This is a genomic window from Streptomyces sp. NPDC043427, from assembly GCF_056436655.1.
The window spans coordinates 29066-44739 of the sequence record NZ_JBWKCC010000033.1 but is presented as its reverse complement, the minus strand read 5'-3'; the positions used below and the strand labels follow the sequence as shown (position 1 = coordinate 44739).

At 71.9% G+C, this 15674-nt stretch carries 12 protein-coding genes; 8 read left to right on the top strand and 4 right to left on the bottom strand.

What is annotated here, in order from left to right; all coding sequences use genetic code 11:
- Positions 1 to 85 precede the first annotated feature (85 nt).
- The 7 genes from AC067M_RS37175 to AC067M_RS37145 all read left to right on the top strand — a co-directional run bounded on the left by AC067M_RS37175 (position 86) and on the right by AC067M_RS37145 (position 11056).
- A complete protein-coding gene (locus AC067M_RS37175) occupies positions 86 to 1543 on the top strand; it encodes a hypothetical protein (protein ID WP_478701438.1) in 1458 nt (485 codons plus the stop codon).
- Positions 1544 to 1557: 14 nt separating this feature from the next.
- Positions 1558 to 2586, top strand: coding sequence for a glutamate ABC transporter substrate-binding protein (locus tag AC067M_RS37170; protein ID WP_478701437.1), 1029 nt, complete (start codon positions 1558 to 1560; stop codon positions 2584 to 2586).
- Between the two features lie 59 nt (positions 2587 to 2645).
- Entirely contained in the window at positions 2646 to 3977 is a 1332-nt protein-coding gene (locus AC067M_RS37165) for a hypothetical protein (RefSeq protein WP_478701436.1), read from the top strand.
- The gene (locus tag AC067M_RS37160) at positions 3974 to 6454 is read left to right on the top strand and encodes a serine/threonine-protein kinase (protein ID WP_478701435.1); all 2481 of its coding nucleotides are present in this window, start codon (positions 3974 to 3976) and stop codon (positions 6452 to 6454) included. The genes AC067M_RS37165 and AC067M_RS37160 overlap by 4 nt, the downstream gene beginning before the upstream one ends.
- 3 nt (positions 6455 to 6457) lie before the next feature.
- Positions 6458 to 7738: a PP2C family protein-serine/threonine phosphatase gene (locus AC067M_RS37155; protein ID WP_478701434.1), complete on the top strand. Its 1281-nt coding sequence runs from the start codon at positions 6458 to 6460 to the stop codon at positions 7736 to 7738.
- A gap of 101 nt (positions 7739 to 7839) precedes the next feature.
- Positions 7840 to 9186 (top strand): vWA domain-containing protein, encoded by a 1347-nt coding sequence (locus AC067M_RS37150; protein ID WP_478701433.1) that lies wholly within the window; start codon positions 7840 to 7842, stop codon positions 9184 to 9186.
- A gap of 82 nt (positions 9187 to 9268) precedes the next feature.
- Positions 9269 to 11056: an FHA domain-containing protein gene (locus AC067M_RS37145; RefSeq protein WP_478701432.1), complete on the top strand. Its 1788-nt coding sequence runs from the start codon at positions 9269 to 9271 to the stop codon at positions 11054 to 11056.
- 18 nt (positions 11057 to 11074) lie between these two features.
- On the opposite strand, the gene AC067M_RS37140 is transcribed toward AC067M_RS37145, so the two are convergent.
- Entirely contained in the window at positions 11075 to 12097 is a 1023-nt protein-coding gene (locus tag AC067M_RS37140; protein ID WP_478701431.1) for a methyltransferase domain-containing protein, read from the bottom strand.
- 85 nt (positions 12098 to 12182) lie between these two features.
- On the opposite strand from AC067M_RS37140, the gene AC067M_RS37135 reads away from it, so the two are divergent.
- Positions 12183 to 12596, top strand: coding sequence for a globin (locus AC067M_RS37135; protein ID WP_478701430.1), 414 nt, complete (start codon positions 12183 to 12185; stop codon positions 12594 to 12596).
- A gap of 27 nt (positions 12597 to 12623) precedes the next feature.
- Here the strand turns inward: AC067M_RS37135 and AC067M_RS37130 are convergent, their stop codons facing one another.
- The 3 genes from AC067M_RS37130 to ettA are packed head-to-tail and all read right to left on the bottom strand — an operon-like array spanning position 12624 to position 15385.
- Positions 12624 to 13307, bottom strand: a complete 684-nt coding sequence (locus tag AC067M_RS37130) for a DUF8185 domain-containing protein (protein ID WP_478701429.1) — start codon at positions 13305 to 13307, stop codon at positions 12624 to 12626.
- The gene (locus AC067M_RS37125; RefSeq protein ID WP_478701428.1) at positions 13304 to 13714 is read right to left on the bottom strand and encodes an acyl-CoA thioesterase; all 411 of its coding nucleotides are present in this window, start codon (positions 13712 to 13714) and stop codon (positions 13304 to 13306) included. The genes AC067M_RS37130 and AC067M_RS37125 overlap by 4 nt, the downstream gene beginning before the upstream one ends.
- Positions 13715 to 13720: 6 nt before the next feature.
- Complete coding sequence (gene ettA / locus AC067M_RS37120) at positions 13721 to 15385, bottom strand: energy-dependent translational throttle protein EttA (RefSeq protein WP_478701427.1); 1665 nt, start codon at positions 15383 to 15385, stop codon at positions 13721 to 13723.
- Positions 15386 to 15674 lie beyond the last annotated feature (289 nt).

Genomic DNA, 15674 nt, shown 5'->3' with positions numbered 1-15674 from the left:
CCGATCAAGATCCAGTCAATGCCGGTGCGGATATGGGTCCCGCCAGCGATACTTGCGGCGACAGATGACCATGGGGGAGGTCAAGGTGACACACCCGCCGAAGAGCAGCGCGGCACCACCGGGAACCGGCGTGCCCACGATCCCGGCCGTCCCGTCGCAGCCGGGCCCGCCCGTCATCCCCGGCGCCCCCGGCACGCCGACGGCCAATGGCAGCCAGCCCCCGCCACCCCGCCGTACCGCGTTCGCGGAGGGCATCGACCAGCTCCGCAGCGCCGCGACGACCGAGCCGGGCCGGCTCCGCATCATCGGCGCTCTTCTGGCCCTCCTCGTCGTCGCCTTCGGCTCGGTCACCGCCTGGCAGATGACGGACAGAACGGCGGCCGCCGACGACGTCCTGCACAAGAGCCAGCCGCTCAGCGCCGCCGCCGCCGACATCTACCGCTCGCTCGCCGACGCCAACACCGCCGCCTCCAGCGGCTTCCTCGCCGGCGGCCAGGAGAACCCCGCATCGCGCAAGCGGTACGAGGAGGACATCGACAAGGCCGCCGCGAAGCTCGTCACGGCAGCCAACAACTCCGACGACGGCTCCCCCTCCGCGGCCACCATCACGAAGCTCAACAAACTGCTGCCGGAGTACAAGGGCCTGGTGGAGCGCGCCCGGACCTACAACCGGCAGGGCTTCCCGGTCGGCGGCGCCTATCTGCGGTACGCGAACGAGAAGATGCAGAAGGAGATGCTCCCGGCCGCGCAGGATCTCTACACGAAGGAGAACCAGCGCCTGGAGTCCGACTACGCGGACGCCACGCCCTACCCCTGGGCGGCCATCGCCCTCGGCGTCCTCACCCTCGCCGCGCTCGCCTGGGCCCAGCACCGCAACTACCGCCGTACCAACCGCGTCCTGAACCACGGTCTGGTCGCGGCCACGGCCACCGCCACCGTCGTCCTGCTCTGGCTGGTCGTCGGCCACAGCGTCGCCCGCGCCGGCCTGAACGACTCCTACGACCACGGCGTGCGCTCCCTCAACGTCCTGCACGACGCCCGCATCGCCTCCCTCAAGGCCCGCGGCAACGAGAACCTCACGCTGGTCGCCCGCGGCGCCGAGACGGTCAAGGTCGGCGACAGCACCGTCGACGCCTACGACCACGACTTCACCCAGGACATGGCGGCCCTCGGCAAGGGCCTCGCCCAGGCGGAGAAGCTCGCCGACGACCAGGCGGGCGAGAAGCCGGTGACGGCCGCCGTCGGCAACATGACGGAGTGGAAGAAGCGCCACGCCACGGCCCGCGAAGAGGACGAGAACGGCAACTACCAGCAGGCGCTCGCCAAGGTGATCGGCGCCAAGGGCGCGACCGGCGAGTGCTTCGACAGCGTCGACGACAACCTGGCGACGGCGCTGACCCACGAGCAGAACGAGTTCAGGAAGGCGGCCGGTGACGGCCTGGACGCGATGGGCGGGCTGCCGCTGGGCGCCGCCGTCCTCGCCGTCCTGGGCGCGGCGGGCGCCGTCCTCGGCATCGGGCGCAGGCTTTCGGAGTACCGGTGAAAGGGGGCGTGACGATGCATGTGCGACGGGTGCGGGCCGGCCTGAAGGGCTGGGGCGGAGTGGGCGCGATGGCGGTCGTCTGCGCCCTCGCGCTGGCCTTCGTCCTGCTGCTGCCGCAGGCCCGGTCCTCCGGCGACGGCAGCACCGGCGCCGGCGGCCCGGGCGCCGCCACGGGCACCCATGCCGCGGACACCACCTGCAAGGCACCGGAGAAGCAGACGCTGGCGCCGTCGGGCGCGGACGGGCCCACGATCACCGACATCAAGAACCGCAAGGGCGAGAAGCGCAAGCTCATCGTCGGCGTCGACCTGAACAGCTATCGCTGGGGCTACCGCGACCCCAACAGGGCGGACGCAGAACTGGAGGGCTTCGACATCGACCTGGTCCACCGGATCGCCCAGGAGATCCTCGGCGACCCGAAGGCGGTCCAGTTCAAGGCCATCCCCACCAACCAGCGCATCCCGGCGATCCAGGACGGCCGCGTCGACATGGTCGTCCGCGCGATGACCATCACCTGTGACCGCGCGGACAAGGTCGCCTTCTCCGCGCCGTACTTCAGGACCGGCCAGACGGTCCTGGCACCCAAGTCCTCGACGATCAAGGGCTACGACGACACCCTGGCCGACAAGAAGGTCTGCACGGCGGCCGGTTCGACGGCGTACCTGAAACTGAAGAAGGACAAAGAGACGGGCGCGGTCCCCGCCTCCGTCGACATCATTCCCCCCGTCCCCAACCAGCTCGACTGCCTGGTCAGGCTGCAACTCGGGGAGGCCGACGCGGTGGTCAACGACGGCGCGCTCGCGGCGAGCCAGGCCGCGCAGGACCCGACGGTCGAACTGAAGGGCAAGGCCTTCACCACCGAGTACTACGGCGTGGCGATGAAGAAGGACGCCGACGATCTGGTACGCCGGGTCAATCAGATCCTGGTGGAGTACCGCGCGAACGGCTGGCAGGCGTCGTACGACACGTGGTTGTCGGCGACACTGGGCCGGGATGCGACGGCGTCGAAGCCGCCCGTCCCGGAGTACCTGCACACGAGCTGACGAAACGTCGATCAACAGCGGAGCCCCCCAACAACCCACACAGCAGCGAGAGGTGATCGATGGGCGTCACGGACCCCGCCGGGCCGGTGATGGACCGGGACGAGGTGGACCGTGCGCTCGCACGGCTCGGCGCGGAGCACGAGGCGATCGAGACCTCGCTGCTCGCCCTGCAGGACCACGCGGGCCGCAGACTGCTCGAGGGGGCCGAGCTCACGGGTGTCACCAGAGAGCGCTGGACGGCCGCGGAGGCGTCGATCACGCTGCTGTGGGCGTACTTCGACGCGTACACCGGCGCGTTGCGCTCCGCCCGTGACATCCGCGCGCGGCGCCGCTGGTCCAGTCGGGAGGACCTGGTGGAGCTGACGGAGCTGCTGCGCGGTGAGTCCGTCACGGTCGCGGACTCCGCGGCCGCCACGGCGAACGCCCCGACGCTGCACGGCACCGCCCGGCTCAGCCACACCTTCTCGCTCGTCACGCTGGTGGAGCGGATGAACGAGCTGTACGCGTCCTCGCTGGACATGGTGGTCGCCGCCGACGCCGTGTGGTCGGCGCTGCCCGCGCGGATCGATTTACTGGCCGCGGAGCTCCAGCGCACCCGTCGGCTCGCCCACTCCGTCGGAGTGCGCCCCGGTGAGCATCCGGCGGGCGACGACCTGGAGCGCATCACGCGCACCCTGACGTCCCTGCGCGAGCAGGTGGTGTCCGACCCGCTCGCCTACTGGGTCCCCGCGCAGGGCAGTTCGGCCCCGGGCGGCGGCCGGCCCGACACCACGGTGTACGACCGTGAGGCGCGCGCCCTGGAGGACGTACGCCGGGAGATCGACGCGGTACTGACGGTTCGTCAGGACGCTGAGCAGCGGCTGGTCAAGCTGCGGGACGTGCTCTCCCGCGCGGACCGCACGCTCGCCGAGGCGCGCACCGCGCGTGGCGAGGTCCTGGCCAAGATCGCGGCGACGGAGGTGCCGGTCGTCAGCGGGCCGCCGACCGTGCTCCAGGAGCAGCTGTCGACGGCCGCCGAGTACCGCCGTCACGCCCAGTGGCACCGCTTGTCCCCACTGCTCGAGTCGCTGGAGCAGAAGGCGGAGGACGAACTGCTGCGCGCCCGCGAGTCGTTGACCGCGGTCACCGCACCGCTCGCGGTCCGCGCCGAGCTGCGCGGCCGCCTCGACGCGTACAAGGCGAAGGTCGCCCGGCACGGGCTCGCCGAGGACCCGTTCCTGGTGGAGCGGTACGACGCGGCGCGCCGCATGCTGTGGAGCGCGCCCTGCGACCTGCGCGTCGCCGAGCAGGCCGTGCTGCGCTACCAGCACGCGGCCGCCGAACTGCTCGGCGCCCCGCGCGTGCCGGAGCAGGGCGGTCCCGAGGACCGCAGGGGGGAGCAGGGGACATGAGTCAGGCAGGCCAGAAGTGTCAGCGGCCGGGCTGCGACGGGTCGTACGAGGACGTGGGCGGCGGCGAGCTGTACTGCGACACCTGCGGTCTGGCGCCGGTCGTCAGCCCGACGGGGATGGTCTCGTCGCCCCCGACCGGGATCACCGGCGGCGGCAAGGGCTCGGGCAGCAGCTCCCGCTCCAGCGTCCGCAGTTCCCGTACGTCGTCGCAGTCGTCGAAGTCGCGCCGCTCGGTGTCGGGGCGCCTCTCGCGCTCCTCGTCGGGGCGCTCCACGGGCCGTTCGGTGTCGGTGCGCAGCTCCGGTTCGTCGGCGGGCTCCTCGGGGCGGGCGCGGCTGGGCGCCGGCCTGGTCACGGTCCCGCAGGTGCCGCGGCCCGACCCGCGCGCGATGGTCCTGGACAACCCGGAGGTGCCCGAGCGCAAGCGGTTCTGTTCGCGCTCCGACTGCGGCGCGCCGGTGGGCCGGGCGCGCGGGGAGCGGCCGGGGCGTACGGAGGGCTTCTGCACGAAGTGCGGTCACCCCTACTCCTTCGTCCCGAAGCTGGCGGCCGGCGACGTGGTGCACGGCCAGTACGAGGTCGTGGGCTGTCTGGCGCACGGCGGTCTGGGCTGGGTCTACCTCGCCGTCGACCGAGCCGTCTCCGACCGCTGGGTGGTCCTCAAGGGCCTGTTGGACACCGGTGACCAGGACGCGATGGAGGCGGCGATCTCCGAGCGGCGCTTCCTCGCCGAGATCGAGCACGCCAACATCGTGCGGATCTACAACTTCGTGGAGCACCTCGACCAGCGGACGGGTTCGCTGGACGGGTACATCGTCATGGAGTACGTCGGCGGCAAGTCCCTGAAGGAGATCGCCAACGCCCGCCGCACCGAGGGCGGCAAGCGCGACCCGCTGCCGGTGGAGCAGGCGTGCGCGTACGGCATCGAGGCCCTTGAGGCCCTCGGTCACCTGCACAGCCGCAACCTGCTGTACTGCGACTTCAAGGTCGACAACGCGATCCAGACCGAGGACCAGCTCAAGCTGATCGACATGGGCGCGGTGCGCAGGATGGACGACGAGGAGTCGGCCATCTACGGCACGGTCGGCTACCAGGCGCCGGAGGTCGCGGAGGTCGGCCCGTCGGTGGCGAGCGACCTCTACACCGTCGGCCGCACCCTCGCGGTCCTCACCTTCGACTTCCAGGGCTACACGAACGTCTTCGTCGACTCCCTGCCCGACCCCGACAACATCGACGTCTTCCGCCAGTACGAGTCCTTCTACCGTCTGCTGGTCCGCGCCACCGACCCCGACCCGGCCCGCCGGTTCGCCTCCGCGCAGGAGATGGCGGAGCAGCTGACGGGTGTCCTGCGCGAGGTGGTGTCGCTCCAGACCGGGCGGGCGCGGCCCGCGCTGTCGACGCTGTTCGGGCCCGAGACCAAGGTCACGGACGCGGAGCTGTTCCCGGTGCTGGACGGGGAGGTGTCGCGGCTGGGGGCACGGGCGGTGCCCGCGCGGGAACAGGTCGCGCTGTCCGCTCCTGGTGCGGCGAACCTCGTCAGGCCCGTCGACTCCCCCGCCGCGTCCCTCGCGTTGCCCGTGCCGCTGGTGGACCCGGCCGACCCCAACGCCGGTTTCCTCGCGGGCCTGATGACCTCCGCGCCCGCCGAGCTGCTAGGTGCGCTCGCCGCGGCGCCGACCTCGTCGGTCGAGACGCGGCTGCGGCAGGTCCGCGCCCTGCTGGAGAACGGCGACTTCGGGGCCGGGCTGCGCTCGCTGGCCGAGTTGGAGGAGGAGCGGCCCGACGACTGGCGCGTGGTCTGGTACCGGGGCGTGACGGCGCTGGTCACCGGCGACCACGAGGGCTCCGCGCTCTCCTTCGACGCGATCTACGACGCCTTCCCGGGTGAGCCCGCGCCGAAGCTGGCGCTCGGCCTGTGCGCGGAGGTGCTCGGTCAACTCGACAACGCCGCCGAGTACTACCGCCTGGTGTGGTCGACCGACCCGAGCTATGTGAGCGCGGCCTTCGGGCTGGCCCGCGTCCAGCTCGCGGCCGGGGACCGGCAGGGTGCCGTACGGACGCTGGAGTCGGTTCCGGAGTCGTCGATCCACTACACCGCCGCCCGCGTGGCCGCGGTGCGCGCCCGGCTGCGGCAGCGCACGGCGCTCGCGTCCGACGTACCGTTCCTGGAGGACCTGACCGCCGCGGCGGCGCAGGTGGAGGCGCTGGACGCGTACGGTCTCGACCCGAGACGGCGCGAACAGCTGTCGACCGAGGTTCTCGGCTCCGCCCTGGACTGGATACTGTCCGGTAGCCAGGGTTCCGTCCCCACCGCCGCCGGGGGGCGGACGCTGCTCGGCAGCGGACTTGACGAGCGCGGCCTGCGGTTCGGCCTGGAGCGTTCGTACCGCACGCTGGCGCGGCTGGCGACCGGCGGTGAGGAGAGAATCGACCTGGTGGAACGTGCCAACCGTTACCGCCCCCGGACGTGGGTGTAGTTGATGTCCCAGATGCCCCAACAGGCCGCCCTGTCGAAGTGCCCGAGCTGCGAGGAGCCGCTCGAGTCGGGCGACCGCTTCTGCGGCGCGTGCGGATACGACCTGTCCGCCGTGCCGCCGCGTCCGGACGAGATGCCGGCGCCGCCGCATGTACCGACGCAGGCGCCCGTCCCACCACCGCCGCCCGCCGCGTCCCCGGTGTCACCGGTGTCACCGGTGTCACCGGCCGTGGGTTCCCCCGTCCCGGCGGGTGTCGGCGCCACCCCGCCCACCGGTGTGCGGTTCGACCGGGCACCGGAGCCCGAGGAGTATCCGTTGCAGGCACCCGATCCGCGCGTGGCCGCCGAGGTCGCGGTGCCCGCCGGGGAGACCACGGTGTGCGTGGCGTGCCGGGCGGGACGGGTCGACGACGACGGGTACTGCGAGAACTGCGGACACGCCCAGCCACGGGAACGGGACCACATGGAGCAGGAGTTCGGCCCGGTGGCCGCGGTCAGCGACCGCGGCCTGCGCCACCACCGCAACGAGGACGCCTTCGCCCTCGGCAACACCACCCTCCCCGACGGCTCGCCCGCGGTCCTGGCGATCGTCTGCGACGGCGTGTCCTCGGCGACCCGCCCGGACGACGCCTCGCTCGCGGCGTCACGGGCGGCGAGCGAGTCGCTGCTGGCCGCCCTGCCGCACGGCACCCACCCCCAGCAGGCCATGCACGAGGCGATCGTCGCCGCCTCGCACGCCGTCAACGCGCTGGCCGACGAGCCCGCCACGGCCCGCGAGCACGCCCCGCACCAGAACGCTCCCGCCTGCACCCTCGTCGGCGCGGTCGTCAGCGCGGGACTCCTCGTCGTCGGCTGGGTCGGCGACAGCCGCGCCTACTGGGTACCGCTCGACCGCACCGCACCCCCCGCCCGGCTCACCGAGGACGACTCGTGGGCGGCGCAGATGGTGGCGGCCGGCCTGATGAGCGAGGCGGAGGCCTACGCCGACGAGCGTGCCCACGCCATCACCGGCTGGCTCGGCGCGGACGCGTACGAACTGGAGCCGCACACCGCTTCCTTCAAGCCCGACCGGCCGGGTGTGGTGATCGTGTGCACCGACGGCCTGTGGAACTACGCGGAGGCGGCCGAGGAGATGGCGGACGCCGTCCCCCTGGACGCCGCCGCCCACCCCCTGCACAGCGCCCGGGTCCTCGTCGGCCGCGCCCTGGACGGCGGGGGCCACGACAACGTAACAGTGGCCGTCCTGCCGTTCCCGCCCCCGCCGCAGGGGGCAGGATCCGCCTGAGGCGACAGAAAAGGGGACAACGCGACGGACCGGAGGGGACCGGTCCGTCCACCGTCATCACTCCGCCGAACGTGGAGTTTCTGAGGGGGATTTGAGTAGGCATGGCCAATTTTTCGAAGTCGAACGTGCCGCAGTTCTCGGTGGACGTGTACCAGAACGAGTACCTGCCGGAGGGCGGCCGCGAGGTCAACGCGATCGTCACGGTGACCGCCACCGGCGGCGGCACCGTCGGCAGTGCCGTCGCGGCACCCCACTTGTACGCGCCCGGCCAGGGCCCGGACGCGGCCGTGGCGATCATGGTCGACTGTTCGGGCTCGATGGACTACCCGGCGACCAAGATGCGCAACGCCCGCGACGCCACCGCCGCCGCGATCGACACCCTCCGCGACGGTGTGCACTTCGCGGTGATCGGCGGCACGCACGTCGCCAAGGAGGTCTACCCGGGCGGCGGCCGTCTCGCCGTCGCCGACGCCACCACCCGCGATCAGGCCAAGGACGCCCTGCGCAGGCTCAGCGCCGGCGGCGGTACGGCCATCGGCACCTGGCTGCGCCTCGCCGACCGCCTGCTGTCCTCGGCGGACGTCGCCATCCGCCACGGCATCCTGCTCACCGACGGCCGCAACGAGCACGAGTCGCCGCAGGACCTCAAGGCGGCCCTGGACGCGTGTGCCGGGCGTTTCACCTGCGACGCACGGGGAGTGGGCACCGACTGGGAAGTGAAAGAAGTCACAACCATCGCGTCCTCGCTGCTCGGCACCGCCGACATCGTCGCCGACCCGGCCGGCCTCGCCGCAGACTTCACGGGGATGATGGAGACGGCGATGGGCAAGGAGGTCGCCGACGTCGCCCTGCGGCTGTGGACGCCGGTCGGCACGACGATCAAATTCGTCAAGCAGGTCGCACCCACGGTCGTGGAACTGACCGACCGCCGCACAGAGGCAGGCCCCCGCGCCGGCGACTACCCCACCGGTTCCTGGGGCGATGAGTCCCGTGACTACCACGTCTGCGTGGAGGTACCGGCCGCGAACATCGGCCAGGAGATGCTCGCCGCTCGCGTCTCGCTGATCATTCCGCAGCCTGGGGGCAGCGCCCAGAGCCTCGGCGCGCAGGGTCTCGTACGGGCCGTGTGGACCGAGGACATGGTCGCCTCGACGTCGATCAGCCCCCAGGTCGCCCACTACACCGGCCAGGCCGAACTGGCACAGGTCATCCAACAGGGCCTCGATCTGCGCAAAGCGGGAGAAGTCGAGGCGGCGACGGCCAAACTGGGCCGGGCCGTTCAGCTCGCCAGTGCTTCGGGGAACGCCGATACTGCGAAACTGCTTGCGAAGGTGGTGGACGTGGTCGACGCCGCGACAGGTACTGTGCGACTGAAGGCGAAGGTCGCGGAGGCCGACGAGATGACTCTCGAAACCCGGTCGACAAAGACTGTTCGTGTAAAGAAGTGACGTAAGCAGCTGCGAGCCCGACCCCTTGGGGTTGGTAAAAATCCGGTCGAACCGGCCGGTAAGGAGAGGGGGAAGCGCCGACATGCCGACCTGCCCGAACGGACACCAGTCGGGTTCCGACGACTGGTGCGAGGTCTGCGGTCACCGCATGGCCGGTGCCGTACCCCCGCCGCCGCCCCCGCCTCCCGGCGGTGGCTACGGCTTCCCGCCCCCCGGCCCCGGCGGTGCGCCCGGCGGCCAGCACGAGCCGGAGCTCTGCCCGCAGTGCCGCACGCCCCGTGAGGGCGGCGCGCCGTTCTGCGAGGAGTGCCGGTGGAACTTCCTGACGAACACGGCGACGTCGTACACCCCTGCGGCACCTCGGCCTCCGGGGCCGGGGCCTGGCGGCGCGGGTGGTCCGGGCGGGCCGGGTGGACCTGGTGGTCCTGGCGGGCCGCGCTTCCCGCAGGGGCCCGGTCAGGGTCCCGGTCCGGGTGGGCCGGCCGGCCCTTCGTACGGCGGCGGTGACTCGTTCGACTACCAGGGCTCGCGTCCGTCCCAGGTGAACCGGCCTGCCGAACCGATCCCTCCGTTCGGCGGTGAGCCGTCCCGGCAGTCCGGGCCGCCCGGATTCGGGGGTGGGCAGTCGGGGCCTGGTGGGCCTGGCGGCCCCAACCCGTCCGGCCCGCCCGGATTTGGTGGTCCCTCGGGGCCCGGCGGCGGTCCTGGTGGGCCGAACCAGCCTGGCCCGCCCGGCTTCGGCGGCGGCCCCGGTGGTCCCGGCGGCCCTGGCGGCCCTGGCGGCCCCGGTGGTCACAACCCGTCCGGTCCGCCCGGCCCGCCCGGATTCGGTGGTGGTCCGTCCGGTCCCGGCGGCGGTCCTGGTGGGCCGAACCAGCCTGGTCCGCCCGGCTTCGGCGGCGGCCGTGGGGGTCCCGGTGGGCCTGGCGGTGGTCCCGGTGGTCCCGGCGGCCCGAATCAGCCTGGCCCGCCCGGCTTCGGCGGCGGCCCCGCGGGTCCCGGTGGGCCTGGCGGCCCCGGTGGGCCTGGCGGACCGAACCCGCCCGGTCGTCCCGGTCAGCCCGGTCAGCCCGGTCCCTCCGGATACGGCTTCCCGCAGCCCGGCGGCCCCGCCGGCGGCTTCGGTGCCGACCCTTCACGTCCGGGTCCGCCTCCGCCCGGCCCCGGTGCCACGGCGGGCAGGCCCCCGCAGGCGTTCCAGCAGTCCGCTCCGCCCGCCCCGCCCGGGTTCCCGCAGGAGACCGGCCGACCACCGCAGGGTGGTCCGTCCGGTCCGTCCTTCGGTGGCGGTGACGACGACTGGGTGATCTCCCCGCCGTCCGGCGGCCCCGGCCAGGGCGGGGGCTACGGCTACCCGCAGCCCGGCGCCACGTCCGGCGGCCCCGGCCAGGGCGGCGGCTACGGCTACCCCCAGCCCGGCTCCACCCAGGCCCCGCCCGGCCCCGGCTACCCCCAGCAGGGCGGCGGCACCTGGACGGCGACCATCGGCCCGGACCGCGCGTACTTCATGGCGATGATGCAGCGCTCCGGCCCCGAGGCCGCGGGCCTGAACCTGCCCGCGTACTCACCGGAGCAGCAGCGTGCCCTCAGGGGCAACCAGATCACCATCGGCCGCCGCCGCCACTCCACCGGCGAGACCCCCGACATCGACCTGTCGGTGCCGCCGGAGGACCCGGGCGTCTCGCACCAGCACGCGGTGCTCGTCCAGCAGCCGGACGGCAGCTGGGCGGTCGTCGACCAGAACTCGACGAACGGTACGACGGTCAACAACGGGGAAGAACCGATCCAGCCGTTCGTCCCGGTCCCGCTGCAGGACGGCGACCGCGTACACGTGGGCGCCTGGACGACGATCACGATCCACCGGGGCTAGTACTCGCCTTGAACGGCGTCACCTGAGGGGCCACACGTAGGGCCCCTCAGGGTCGTCCAGCCACGCCCACTCGCGGTCGCCGACGACCGTGATGCCGTACCGCTCACGCTGGGGCATGCCCTCGCGCTCCCACAGCGCGTACGCCTCCTGCGGATCGAGGCTGCCGCGGGTGAGCGCCAGCAGGAACCGGAACCGCTCGTGCTCCCTGGCCCGGCGCGGCACCCCCGCCAGTGAGGCCGGATCCCGCTCGGGGCGGCCGCCGCCGCGCAGCGGTACGAAGTAGGCGGGCGTGTGCAGGAAGCGCCCCTCCGCGTGCCCGGCGTCCCGTACCGTCAGCGCGATCAGGCCGGTGGCGAGCGGGCTCAGGATCCGGGCGCCGGGACGGCACTGGGCAATCCAGGCGGGTGGGATCGACGGCAGGGTGCAGGTCGCGATGATCCGGTCGAAGGGGGCGCGTTCGGGCACTCCGCGGGCGCCGTCGCCGGTGACGACGGTGGGGTGGTACCCGGCGTCGGCGAGGTGCCGGCGCGCGGACTCGGTGATCTCCGGGTCCAGGTCGACGGTGGTGACGTTGTCGTCGCCGAGGCGGTGCGCCAGCAGCGCCGCGTTGTAGCCGGTGCCGGCGCCGATCTCCAGGACCCGGTCGCCCTCCTCGACCCGCAGCTCGGCCAGCATCATCGCCATCAGCGAGGGCTGGCTGCTGGAGGACACCAGCTCGCCGTCGCGCAGCCGCGTGGCCAGTGGGTGGTCGGCATAGGCGCCGACCACCCAGCGCTCGCGGGCCCGCGGGTCGGGACTCTCGCCCCAGCGGCGTTCGTAGCCGCCGACGACGCCGACGTAGTAGTACGGCACGAAGAGGTGGCGCGGGACCGCGAGGAAGGCCTCCTTCCACACCGGATCGGCGCGGAAGGCCCCGCTGAGCTCGATCTCACGCACCAGTGCGGCGCGGGCCGAGGCGGCGCGGGCCTCGATCCCCTCGCCCCTGTCGTCCACGTCGCCCTTGCTGTCCTTGCTGTCCTTGCCGAGAGCGTGCGTACCCATATGTCCACTGTCCTGCGTGACCCGGCGCGAGGCGAGCACCGGCGTGGTCCTAAGCCTTGAGTCCTCGGTCGCCCGGTCTGAGACCATGGGGGACGTGAAAGAGATTCGGCGCGGCACGCTTCAGGAGCAGACCTTCTACGAGCAGGTCGGCGGGGAGGAGACCTTCCGCCGGCTCGTCCACCGTTTCTACGAGGGAGTCGCCGAGGATCCGATCCTGCGGCCCATGTATCCCGAGGAGGACCTGGGCCCGGCCGAGGAGCGCCTGGCGCTGTTCCTCATGCAGTACTGGGGCGGCCCCACGACGTACAGCGACAACCGCGGCCACCCCCGGCTGCGCATGCGCCACGCCCCGTTCACCGTCGACCAGGCCGCCCACGACGCCTGGCTGAAGCACATGCGTGACGCCGTGGACGAGCTCGGCCTCTCCGAGGAGCACGAGGAGACGCTGTGGAACTACCTGACGTACGCGGCGGCGTCGATGGTGAACGCGCCGGGCTGATGATGGAGCGAGGCTCTCGGGCCGGTCTCAGCGCACGCTGAGACCGAGCTCCCCGAGCCCGGTCCGCCGTACCGCGACGGACCCGTACGGCGTCCGCAGCCTGAGCCAGGCCCCCGAGGAGAACAGTCCCACGTCCGCCTCCGCCGACTGCCCGCCGGGGCGCAGGAAGCCGAGTGACTGGGCGGCGTGGACGGCCCGTACCGGCAGGTGGGTGTCCCCGACCGACCGGGACCAGATGTCCCGCCCGATCCGGTCGAGCTCGGCGCGTGTACGCCCGTCGGACGCCAGCTCACCCGTACGGGAACGGAATTCGGCGACGGCCGCGCCGACCATCGTGCGCAGGGCGTCCGGTGACGGCAGCCCCGGCACGGGCTGCCACCCGCCGCGCGGCGGCAGCACCCCGGCCCACGGCGGCCCGGTGACCGCGCCCGGAACGGCGGCTGTCGCCCCCGCCTCGTCCACGGTTTCCAGGAGCTCCCCCGCGGACACGGTGACGTCGAGCGTGACGTCGAGGCCGTGCTCGTACGGCTTGGCCAGCCGTACGGCGCGGATGGCCAGCACCTCGAAGGAGGGCGGCCGTCCGAACACGGCGAGGGCGGTGCCGGCCGCCTGGAGCCGGACGGCGGCGCCGCGGTCGTAGTGGAGCAGCCGGGAGAGGAAGGCCGCGAGGTCCGCCGCCTCCCCCTCGTCGGCGAGGTGGAGCACCGTCATGCGGCGACGGCCTCCTTGTCGTCGTCCTGGTACTCCTCCAGGAACTCACGCTCCTCGGCGGTGATCCGGCGCGGCCGCTGCGCCTCGAAGTCGAACGGCACTATGACCGTCGAGGCGGTGACGTAGACCTGGTCGCCGTCCTTCACCTCGTAGGTGATGGTGAAGGACGCGGCCCGTATCTGTGTGACCCACAGCTCGATGTCCACGGGCCGGTGCCGGTGGACGAGCTGCCGCTTGTAGTCGATCTCGTGGCGCGCCACCACGGACCCCTGCTTGAAGTCCTTCTCCGGGCGGAACAGGAAGTCGATACGGGCTTCCTCCAGGTAGCGGAGGAAGACCACGTTGTTGACGTGGCCGTACGCGTCCATGTCCGCCCAGCGCAGCGGGCAGCGGTAGATGTGCCGCAAGACCGATCAGCCCCGGGTCAGCTTCTTGTAGGTGGCACGGTGCGGGCGGGCGGCGTCCGGGCCGAGCCGCTCGACCTTGTTCTTCTCGTACGACTCGAAGTTGCCCTCGAACCAGAACCACTTCGACTCGCCCTCGTAGGCGAGGATGTGCGTGGCGACGCGGTCGAGGAACCAGCGGTCGTGGGAGACGACCACGGCCGCGCCCGGGAACTCGAGCAGCGCGTTCTCGAGGGAGGACAGGGTCTCCACATCGAGGTCGTTGGTCGGCTCGTCGAGGAGCAGCAGGTTGCCGCCCTGCTTGAGGGTGAGCGCGAGGTTGAGGCGGTTGCGCTCACCACCGGAGAGGACACCGGCCGCCTTCTGCTGGTCGGGGCCCTTGAAGCCGAAGGCGGAGACGTAGGCCCGCGAGGGCATCTCCACCTGTCCCACGTTGATGTAGTCGAGCTCGTCGGACACGACGGCCCACAGCGACTTCTTCGGGTCGATGTTCGCGCGGCTCTGGTCGACGTAGGAGATCTTGACGGTCTCGCCGACCTTGATCGTGCCGGAGTCGGGCTGCTCGAAGCCCTGGATCATCTTGAAGAGCGTGGTCTTGCCGGCGCCGTTCGGACCGATGACGCCGACGATCCCGTTACGCGGCAGCGTGAAGCTGAGGTCGTCGATCAGGACCTTGTCCCCGAAGGCCTTGCTGAGGTTGTTGACCTCGACCACGATGCTGCCGAGCCGCGGGCCCGGCGGGATCTGGATCTCCTCGAAGTCCAGCTTCCGCATCTTGTCGGCCTCGGCGGCCATCTCCTCGTACCGGGCGAGACGCGCCTTGGACTTGGCCTGCCGCCCCTTGGCGTTGGAGCGGACCCACTCGAGCTCTTCCTTGAGCCGCTTGGCGCGCTTGGCGTCCTTCTGGCCCTCGACCTTGAGACGGGCCTGCTTGGTCTCCAGGTACTTGGAGTAGTTGCCCTCGTAGCCGTGGAGGCGGCCGCGGTCGACCTCGCAGATCCACCCGGCGACGTTGTCGAGGAAGTACCGGTCGTGGGTTACGGCCACGACGGTGCCCTCGTACTTGGCGAGGTGCTGCTCCAGCCAGTTCACCGACTCGGCGTCGAGGTGGTTGGTGGGCTCGTCGAGCAGCAGCAGGTCCGGCGCTTCCAGGAGGAGCTTGCAGAGCGCCACGCGACGCTTCTCACCACCGGAGAGGTTCGCCACGGGCCAGTCGCCGGGCGGGCAGCCCAGGGCGTCCATGGCCTGCTCCAGCTGGGCGTCGAGGTCCCAGGCGTTGGCGTGGTCGAGCTGCTCCTGCAGCTTGCCCATCTCGTCCAGCAGCGCGTCCGAGTAGTCGGTCGCCATCAGCTCGGCGATCTCGTTGAACCGGTCGAGCTTGCCCTTGACCTCGGCAACACCCTCCTGGACGTTCTCGAGGACGGTCTTGTCCTCGGTCAGCGGGGGCTCCTGGAGGAGGATGCCCACGGTGTAACCGGGGGTGAGGAAGGCGTCACCGTTCGACGGCTGCTCCAGGCCCGCCATGATCTTCAGAACGGTCGACTTACCGGCACCGTTCGGACCGACGACACCAATCTTGGCACCCGGAAGGAAGCTCAGGGTGACGTCGTCGAGGATCACCTTGTCGCCGTGCGCTTTGCGCGCCTTGCGCATGGTGTAAATGAACTCAGCCAAGAGAAACCGTCCGGCAGCTTGAAATCAGGCAGTGGGCAGATACACCCCATCTTGCCGTACCGCCACCCCTGGGTGGAAACGCGTATGGGTGGGGGGCCGTGACCTGGGGTTCCGTGATTGGCGGCTGAGACTCGCCTGTCACTGCCGGTCGCCGCTGGCCGGCCTCGGACACCCTCGCACGGCCCAACGACGACCCAGGGATGATCATTCGGCAGCCATGAGCTGGCAGCCCACATCGGGTTGAGCCGCCACTATTACGGAACGGTAGGGCTGGTCGCCTCACCACTCG

Bases quoted from the DNA above. Each gene is read 5' to 3' on its own strand.
- AC067M_RS37170 (WP_478701437.1), top strand. From the start codon at position 1,558: ATGCATGTGCGACGGGTGCGGGCCGGCCTGAAGGGCTGGGGCGGAGTG.
- AC067M_RS37165 (WP_478701436.1), top strand. From the start codon at position 2,646: ATGGGCGTCACGGACCCCGCCGGGCCGGTGATGGACCGGGACGAGGTG.
- AC067M_RS37160 (WP_478701435.1), top strand. From the start codon at position 3,974: ATGAGTCAGGCAGGCCAGAAGTGTCAGCGGCCGGGCTGCGACGGGTCG.
- AC067M_RS37155 (WP_478701434.1), top strand. From the start codon at position 6,458: ATGTCCCAGATGCCCCAACAGGCCGCCCTGTCGAAGTGCCCGAGCTGC.
- AC067M_RS37150 (WP_478701433.1), top strand. From the start codon at position 7,840: ATGGCCAATTTTTCGAAGTCGAACGTGCCGCAGTTCTCGGTGGACGTG.
- AC067M_RS37145 (WP_478701432.1), top strand. From the start codon at position 9,269: ATGCCGACCTGCCCGAACGGACACCAGTCGGGTTCCGACGACTGGTGC.
- AC067M_RS37140 (WP_478701431.1), bottom strand. From the start codon at position 12,097: ATGGGTACGCACGCTCTCGGCAAGGACAGCAAGGACAGCAAGGGCGAC.
- AC067M_RS37135 (WP_478701430.1), top strand. From the start codon at position 12,183: ATGGGGGACGTGAAAGAGATTCGGCGCGGCACGCTTCAGGAGCAGACC.
- AC067M_RS37130 (WP_478701429.1), bottom strand. From the start codon at position 13,307: ATGACGGTGCTCCACCTCGCCGACGAGGGGGAGGCGGCGGACCTCGCG.